General features: G+C 31.5%; 6 protein-coding genes. 5 read left to right on the top strand and 1 reads right to left on the bottom strand.

Annotation, left to right across the window (positions count from 1 at the left end):
* The first annotated feature begins 99 nt into the window (after positions 1 to 99).
* From thrC to ACFHWD_RS02975, 5 genes are all read left to right on the top strand, one after another.
* Entirely contained in the window at positions 100 to 1,590 is a 1,491-nt protein-coding gene (gene thrC, locus ACFHWD_RS02995) for a threonine synthase (RefSeq protein ID WP_150357927.1), read from the top strand.
* A gap of 420 nt (positions 1,591 to 2,010) precedes the next feature.
* Positions 2,011 to 3,084 (top strand): sensor domain-containing diguanylate cyclase, encoded by a 1,074-nt coding sequence (locus ACFHWD_RS02990; protein WP_150357928.1) that lies wholly within the window; start codon positions 2,011 to 2,013, stop codon positions 3,082 to 3,084.
* A 36-nt stretch (positions 3,085 to 3,120) separates the two neighbouring features.
* Positions 3,121 to 6,831, top strand: a complete 3,711-nt coding sequence (addA, locus tag ACFHWD_RS02985) for a helicase-exonuclease AddAB subunit AddA (protein WP_378060207.1) — start codon at positions 3,121 to 3,123, stop codon at positions 6,829 to 6,831.
* Between the two features lie 63 nt (positions 6,832 to 6,894).
* Positions 6,895 to 8,136: a peptidase T gene (pepT, locus tag ACFHWD_RS02980; protein WP_150357177.1), complete on the top strand. Its 1,242-nt coding sequence runs from the start codon at positions 6,895 to 6,897 to the stop codon at positions 8,134 to 8,136.
* Between the two features lie 86 nt (positions 8,137 to 8,222).
* A complete protein-coding gene (locus ACFHWD_RS02975) occupies positions 8,223 to 8,345 on the top strand; it encodes a hypothetical protein (RefSeq protein ID WP_268253824.1) in 123 nt (40 codons plus the stop codon).
* Between the two features lie 24 nt (positions 8,346 to 8,369).
* Here ACFHWD_RS02975 and ACFHWD_RS02970 read toward each other — a convergent pair whose 3' ends face one another.
* A complete protein-coding gene (locus tag ACFHWD_RS02970; RefSeq protein ID WP_150357176.1) occupies positions 8,370 to 9,008 on the bottom strand; it encodes an amino acid ABC transporter permease in 639 nt (212 codons plus the stop codon).
* Between the last annotated feature and the right edge of the window lie 9 nt (positions 9,009 to 9,017).

Raw genomic sequence — 9,017 nt, 5'->3', positions numbered from 1 at the left:
TGAAATATATAATTAAAGAGTTAAAAAAGTTAGTAAAATCAATGGTTGCAGCATTCTGCAACCGACTAAATAAATACAATTTAAAAGGAGTGATACAATTTGGAGGAAATTTATTATAATAGCACGAGGGGTTTAAATGAGAATTTAACTGCATCTGAGGCTATATTAAAAGGCATAGCTGAAGACGGAGGATTGCTTGTACCTAACTGTATTCCATTTATTAGTAAAGAAGAATTAAAAAATTGTGAACAAATGACTTTTAAACAGTTATCATTGTACATAAACAAAAAATTCTTTACAGATTTTGATGAAAAAGAATTGAAAGAATGTATAGACATGGCTTATGATCATAAATTTGAAAAAGATATTATAACTCCTTTAAACAAAGAGGGAGATGTATTTTATTTAGAATTATTTCATGGACCGACACTGGCTTTTAAAGATATAGCATTATGCCTTCTCCCTTACTTAATGAAAACTGCAGCTAAAAAGCAGAATTTGCATAAAGATATAGTTATACTTACTGCAACTTCCGGCGATACAGGGAAAGCAGCATTGGAGGGCTTTTCAGATGTAGATGGAACAAAAGTCATGGTATTTTTCCCAGAAGAAGGGGTAAGTAATATACAGAAGAAACAGATGATCACACAAGTAGGAAAGAATGTAAAGGTCCTTGGCATAAAGGGGAATTTTGATGATGCTCAAAGAGAAGTTAAAAAGATTTTTAATGACGCTGAATTAAAAGAGGAACTGAATAAAAGATCATATATGTTTTCTTCGGCTAATTCCATAAATATTGGAAGACTGATACCACAGATGGTATATTATTTTTACAGCTATATGGAACTTCTGCGGAGAAAGGAAATAGAGTTCGGAGAAAAAATAAATTTTGCAGTTCCAACAGGAAATTTCGGAGATATACTTGCAGCTTATTACTCTACAAAAATGGGCTTGCCTATAAATAGACTTTTATGTTCTTCCAATGAAAATAAAGTGCTGAGTGATTTTTTAAATAGTGGAATTTACGATGCTAGAAGAGAGTTTTTAGTTACTATATCTCCTTCAATGGATATATTGATATCCAGTAATTTAGAAAGATTTATATATGATATAAGCGGCAGAAATGCTTTTACTGTGAAGGAGCTTATGAATGACTTAAATGAATTTGGGAGATATAAAATTAGCGAACACATGAAGAGCAGAATGAATATATTTTATGGCGGTTTTGCCACTGATGAAGAAACAAGGCAATCCATAAAAGAGGTGTTTGACAAATATAGATACCTTATGGATACTCATACTTCAGTTGCCTATTCTGTATATAAAAAATATTTACTGGAGACTCATGATAATACTAAGACCGTAATAGTTTCTACTGCGAGTCCCTTTAAGTTTACCAGATCTGTAATGGGTGCTTTGGATGACAAATATAATAAGGTAGATGATTTTGAACTTATAGAGGTAATGAGTAAGGCAGCTGATCTTAAAATCCCTAAGCCTATAGAGAAATTGAATAAACGTGAAATTATACATAATACTGTATGTGAAATGGGGCAAATGGAATCTGAAGTGAGAAAGTTTTTAAAATAAAATTTCAATATAAAAATTTACCAGATTATCTTCAACAATAATTTGGTAAATTTTGTTTATATATTGTAAAAAATTAAACAATAATGAATATTGAACATAAAACCATAGCTAAATTTTGTAAAATAACGGTATAAATTCGCGATAAGTATTATATGAAAATGCTATGATATACCTTTAATGAGTAGTATAATATGAAATAGAAATAGCTAGATATAAGCTTGTTGTATGTTTTTATATTTATTTATGGGCAATGTATTTTTATATTTTAAAGGAAAAATTTTACTAATAATATATACTTTTACTGGTATTATTGTAAAAAGCGATAATTTAATGAAATTGTATATATAATAAACAATTTTTGGGTTCAAATCAGTTTTTGCTCATATTTAAGTTAAATAGATTGTAATAGAGGAGAGATTTATGTTTATATCATTATTGGAGAGATATAATCAACTTAAAAGTGACTATGAAAGCTATCAAAAATTAGCGGAAGAAACCATACAAAAGCAGAATAAAGAGATTAGGGAATTGGATAAAAAACTGGATATGTTATCTTCAATAATAGAGATAAGTCAATATATAAATAAATGCCTTGGCAGCGATGAGATAATTTCTAAGATAAATGATATAATGATAGGGATTTTAGGGGTGAATTATTCTAGTGTATATCTTCTTGAGAATAGAAAATTAAAGTTAAAATGTACTAATTTGTACAATACGGATCATCATTTTAAAATAAGAGAATATAATGAACATAAGTTGTCCAAATTAACTCCATGTTTAGCTAATTCTGTGGACAATATGTGCATGGGCAGCGATATTCAGGTACATTCTTCTCTATTTATGCCTATATACTTGAAAGAAGAACTTTTGGGAGCTATTTTAGTAGAACATAATATATACAATTATTTAAATCAGGGCAGTATAAAGTTATTATCTGCTCTTAGCAATCAAATTGCCATATGTATAGAAAATAATAGACTCTACAATAAAATAAAGGAAAATTCTCAGAGAGATTTTCTCACGAATTTATTTAATAGAAACTATTTTTTCTCTGCTATACAGGAGAAAATAAAAAATTGTGGAAGGGGTTTTGCCATCATAATGGTGGATATAGATAATTTTAAGAACTGTAATGATACTTTTGGACATCAATGTGGTGATATGGTTCTTAAAAGGGTGAGTAGTATTATAAAAGATAACCTGAGAAAAGAAGATATGGTAGCCAGATATGGGGGAGAAGAAATCATAATATATATGTATGATATTAAAGAAATGTTAGATGTATATAATAGGATGAGCAGTATAAGGAAATCTATAGAAAGAGAACCTGTAGAATATAATGGAAAATTATGCTTTGTCACAGTTTCTATAGGAATAAGTATATCTGATAATAAAGATGAAAATATCGAGAATGTCGAGAATGTCATAAGAAAAGCAGATATGAATTTATATAAGGCAAAGAATTCTGGAAAGAATAAGGTAGTCTATTGATTTTAATACAGTATTTGATAAAGAGGAATGATACCTATGAGTAAAAAGTGGACTGAAGCTCAACGTGAAGCTATTTTTACACAAAAATGCAATTTGTTAGTAGCAGCAGGAGCTGGAACAGGTAAAACGGCAGTGTTGGTGGAAAGAATAATACAGAAGATAACTAACACTGATGAAGATGTAGATATAGATAGGTTGTTGGTTGTTACATTTACAAACGCAGCAGCTTCCGAAATGAAAGAGAGAATAGGAGAAGCACTTTCAAGGTTATTGGAGATGAACTGCAATTCTAAGAATCTTCAAAAGCAACTGGCCTTGTTGAATCAATCCAATATAATGACTATTCATTCTTTTTGTCTTAAAATTATAAAGAGCAATTTTCATTTAATAGATTTAGATCCAGGTTTTAGAGTGTGTGACAATACTGAGGCCATACTCTTGAAACAAGATGCACTTCAAGAAATTCTGGAGGAAAAATATCAGGATGCAGAAAGTGAATTTTTAAAGCTGGTGGATAGCTTCAGGGACAAAAATGACATAAGGCTTCAAAATATGATTATATCTCTGTATGAATTTTCAAGAAGTAATCCCTGGCCTAAAAAATGGTTAGAGGAAGCTGCAGAAGATTTCAATGTGGGGGAAGATTTTAATTTCGAAGATACTCTGTGGGCTAAGATGTTAATACATAATTTGAATGTAGAAGTCGGCGGCTATAGAGATAAAATGGAAAATGCCCTGGAGATAATTAAAAGCACTATAGGTCTGGAACATTATATATGTCCTTTTGAAGATGATATTAAAAGTATAGATAAAATACTTCAAACTAATTCATGGAATGAAATGAAGAAGGAGTTTATGGAATTGAAATTTCATAAGCTTCCTGGTAAAAAAACAGGAGATGATATAGAAAGTATAAAAAAGAGTGTTAGAGATATAAAAGATGAAGTGAAGAAAAAGTTAAATGATATAAGGGAAAGCATATTTTTAAATTCAGATAATCTAGTTAAAGATATGAAGAAGGTGTATCCTAGAATTAACTGTCTAGTAACTCTTGTGATGGATTTCAGCAGCAGATATTATGATAAAAAAAGGGAGAGAGGAGTGCTGGACTTTAGTGATATTGAGCATTTTTGTCTTGATATATTGACAGATATGGATGATATGGGACATAAAATACCTTCGCAGGTTGCCCTGGAATATAGAAAATATTTTCAGGAAATATTTATAGATGAATACCAAGATAGTAATGAAGTTCAAGAAGTTATAATAAATATGATAAGCAGAAAAGATCAAGATGCAAATTTATTTATGGTAGGGGATGTAAAACAGAGTATATATAGATTTAGACAATCAAAACCGGAGTTATTTCTACAAAAATATGATGCCTATTCTGAAAGAAAGGGAAGTAGAAATAGAAAAATAAAATTATCTGAAAATTTTAGAAGCAGGAAAGAGATAATAGATGGTGTGAACTATTTATTCAAGCAAATAATGTGCAGGGAAGTAGGGGAGCTTGATTATAATGATGACGAATGCCTGATAAGTTCAGCTCAATATAAAGATTGCAGTGGGAAATCTGGGGGAGCCATAGAAATCTATATGGCTGACAAAAAGGAAGCTGAGTCAGGATTGGAGCTGGATAATGAGGAAATGTTGGATAACATTCAAGTGGAAGCCCGTATGGTGGCGGGGAAAATAAATGAATTGGTGAACCCAAAATCAGTTGAGGGGCGTTTTAAAGTATATGACAGTAAAATGGATTGCTATAGAAATGTTATGTACAGGGATATAGTAATATTGATGCGTGCAACTCGAAATTGGGCATCAACTTTTGTGGAACAGTTGAATGATTTTGGGATACCTGTATTTGCAGATACTTCGACAGGTTATTTTGATACCGTTGAAATAAAAACTGTAGTGTCACTTCTTGAAATAATAGACAATCCAATACAGGATATACCGCTGATAGCAGTACTTAGATCACCTATAGAAACATTTTTGCCAGAAGAACTTATGGATTTGAGAATGGTAAACAGGGAAGCACCCTTTTATGAGGTACTCAAAGCAGTGGCAGAGGAAAGCACAAACTCAAAATATTCTCTGGAGGGCATAGATGATGTATTGAAATGTAAAGTTGTAAAGTTCTTGAAGAGGCTTGAAAACTGGAGGAGAAAAGTTATATATATGCCCATAGATGAATTTATATGGCATCTTTATACAGAGACGGGATACTATGGTTTTGTAGGGGCTATGTCTGGAGGAGTTCAGAGGCAAGCAAATCTGAGGATGCTGTTTGAAAGGGCAAAGCAGTATGAGAAAAGCAGCTATAAGGGGCTTTTTAATTTTATAAATTTTATAAATAAACTTAAAAGCAGCAGTGGAGATCTGGGAAGTGCAAAAGTTCTCGGGGAAAATGAAGATGTGGTCAGGATAATGAGCATACACAAGAGTAAAGGTTTAGAATTTCCCATAGTAATATTGTCGGGAGCAGGGAAAAATTTTAATTTAATAGATATAAATAGAAGTTTGTTGTTCCATGATAAATTAGGGTTTGGGCCAGATTGTATAGATATTGAAAGACATATATCCTATCCTACGATTATGAAGCAGGTATTGAAGAGAAAATTAAAAATTGAGACTCTTTCTGAAGAGATGAGAATATTATATGTAGCTTTTACCAGGGCAAAAGAGAAGCTTATAATAACAGGAATGGTGAGGGACATTGAAAAAACAGCTAAAAAGTGGTGTGAGTATGCTTCTTATAGTAAATCTAAAATTTCAGAATATGCTCTTATGAATGCTAAAAACTTTTTAGATTGGATAGGACCAGCAATTGCAAGACATCCTTTTGGAAAACCTATCAGGGATATTGCAGGTTCCCAAAATAATTCAAATTGGATAGTTAAAGAGGACGAATCCATATGGAAAATGTATATTAAGGGTATGGATAGTTTTATAAAAGGCATATCTACTGGAGAAGTCCGTGGAGATGATATAACGGAATGGATCAAAAATTTAGATAAAATTTCTTGTAAGAAGACATGTGCAAAAGAGGTCAATAAAAGACTAAACTGGAAATATAAATATGAAAAGGCTTCTGAAATACCTGCCAAATTTTCAGTATCGGAATTGAAGAGAAGATTCAATCTTATAGATAGAGAAGATAGTGTGGAATTTATAGAACCCGTATATTTAAAAAAACCACTCTTTTTAAAAGGGAGTAGAGGTCTTACTGCAGCGGAAAAAGGAACGGTTATGCATTTGGCAATGCAGCATATTGATATTAAAAAAGTCAATTCCTATTCGGAAATAGAAGAGCAGATACGCAAATTGGTGCTGGAAGAATTTATAACTGAAGAAGAGGCAAAATCCATATCAATACAAAAAATATTAAAATTTTTTAATTCTTCTATTGGTGAAAGAATGAAAAAAGCAGAAAATTTGTATAGAGAAGTTCCCTTTTACATGGAAGTAGGCAGCAGTGAAATATATAAAGAACTGCCTTCAAAAATTTATGATAATGAGAAAGTGCTGGTACAGGGCGTAATAGATTGCTATTTTCAGGAGAAAGATGAATTAGTGCTCTTGGATTACAAGACAGATTATGTAGAAAGCTTAGAGAATATGAGAGAGAAATATAAAATTCAAATTTATTATTATGCACGAGCATTGGAAAAACTTACGGGTAAAAAGGTTAAAAATAAATATTTATATCTATTTTATAACGATAATATATTAGAAATTTAAATAATAATATAATTATAAAGTACTTTTTATGTTCAGATATTTTATTTTATTGGAGGAATTTGTATGGAAAATGCTGTAGATAAATTATTGAGATATGTAAAGTTTGATACTAGCTCTGATGAGGAATCCAGCACTGTGCCGAGTACTTTAAAGCAGTTGAAGTTGGCAGAGCAGCTTTCAGAAGAATTGTCAAGGCTCAATATGAAGAATATATCCCTGGATGAAAAAGGTTATGTTATGGCTACGTTACCTGGCAACACAAATAAAAAAGTTCCAACAATCGGTTTTATATCCCATATGGATACCAGTCCTGAAACTTCAGGAAGAAATGTAAATCCCCATATATTAGAAAATTATAATGGCGAGAATATAATTTTAAATAAAAAGGAGAATATAATTTTAAGTACCGAAGATTTTCCGGAGATAAAGAATTATAAGGGTAAGAAAATTATAACTACGGATGGAACAACTTTATTAGGTGCAGATGACAAAGCTGGTATTGCAGAGATAATGGCTGCAATGGAGTATTTAGCGGAACATCCAGAAATAAAACATGGAGATATAAGAGTAGGATTTACACCAGATGAAGAGATAGGGAGAGGACCAGATCATTTTGATGTAAAAAAATTCAATGCTAAATTTGCATATACAGTGGACGGTGGAGCCCTTGGAGAACTGGAATTTGAGAATTTTAATGCAGCTTCTGCAAAGATAACAGTTTCTGGAAGAAATGTACACCCTGGTGAAGCAAAAGGGAAAATGATAAATTCAATGCTCATAGCTAGTGAATTTATAAATATGCTTCCTAAAGATGAAATTCCGGCATCTACGGAAGGATATGATGGATTTTATCATCTAGTTTCAATGAAAGGAAATGTAGATGAAACTAAACTTAATTATATTATAAGAGATTTTGATCAGAATAAATTTAATGGCAGAAAAAGTTTTATAGAAAGATGTGTAAAAAAAATAAACGAAGAATATGGCAGAGAGGTTATAGATGTTAAAATAGAAGAACAGTATAAGAATATGAAAGAAAAAATTGAGCCTGTGAAATATATAGTTGACATAGCTTTTAAGGCCATGAAGGAAGTTGATGTAGAACCTAAAGTTGTACCAATTAGAGGGGGTACCGATGGAGCAAGACTTTCTTTCATGGGACTTCCAACCCCTAATATATGTACAGGAGGACATAATTTCCACGGCAAATTTGAATATATACCGGCTTTTTCCATGGAAAAAGTAGTACAGATTATAATTAAAATAGCCCAGATAACTGAAAAAAATTATAGTAACTCTTTTTAGAATTTATAATATTATATTCAATATAAGATATAAAAAAACTGGATTTTTGTTTTGATGAATCAGTATTCTCAATGGAAGGGGTATGGATGAAGGAAAATAATGAATTTAAAGTAACAACTGATATAATAGAAGAGTGCTTAAGGGAGTGCCTGGAAAATGAGGATGAACATGAAAAAAAAGATAAACCACACCATGTTAGTAGTAGATAAAGGTGTGGTTCTCATTACAATTAATTAATCGATTGAATATTTTTTTTCCAGGTGCCTGAAGGCAATTACCAAAACTGAAGTTATAACTAGATATATTACAGCAGCTATTATAAAGGGAGTAATGGTAAAATCACGGGTCACTACTTCCTTTGCTGCTCTTAAAAGATCCCCAACTCCAATAGTTGCAACTAATGCAGAATCTTTTATTAGATTTATACTTTCATTGCAAACAGGAGGAAGTACATTTCTGGTAGCCTGTGGAATTATTATCTTTGTCATAGTTTGGTAATAACTCATTCCCAAGACCCTGGAAGCTTCATACTGACCCTTGTCTATGGATTCAATACCAGCTCTGAATATCTCTGCTAAGTATGCAGCATAATTTATAGTAAAAGCAAGTCCGGCAGCAGCTAGAGGAGATAGTCTTATGCCAATTACAGGAAGACCAAAATAGGCAAAAAATAGCTGTAAAAGTAGAGGAGTTCCTCTAAAAGCCCAGGTGTACAAACTTAATATAGTTTTTAGTGGCTTAATTTTAGATATTTTACCTATTGCTACTATACATCCTAAAGGTATGGAAAATACAGCAGTTATAAGAAATAATTCTCCAGTTATTAGACTTCCCTTTAATATAAATCCTGTAATGTCCATAAGATTATCCAATTAAATCAC

This window comes from Clostridium sp. MT-14 (assembly GCF_042436595.1).
Lineage (GTDB): Bacteria > Bacillota > Clostridia > Clostridiales > Clostridiaceae > Clostridium_B > Clostridium_B aromativorans.
This window is presented reverse-complemented; position numbering and strand designations above follow the sequence as displayed.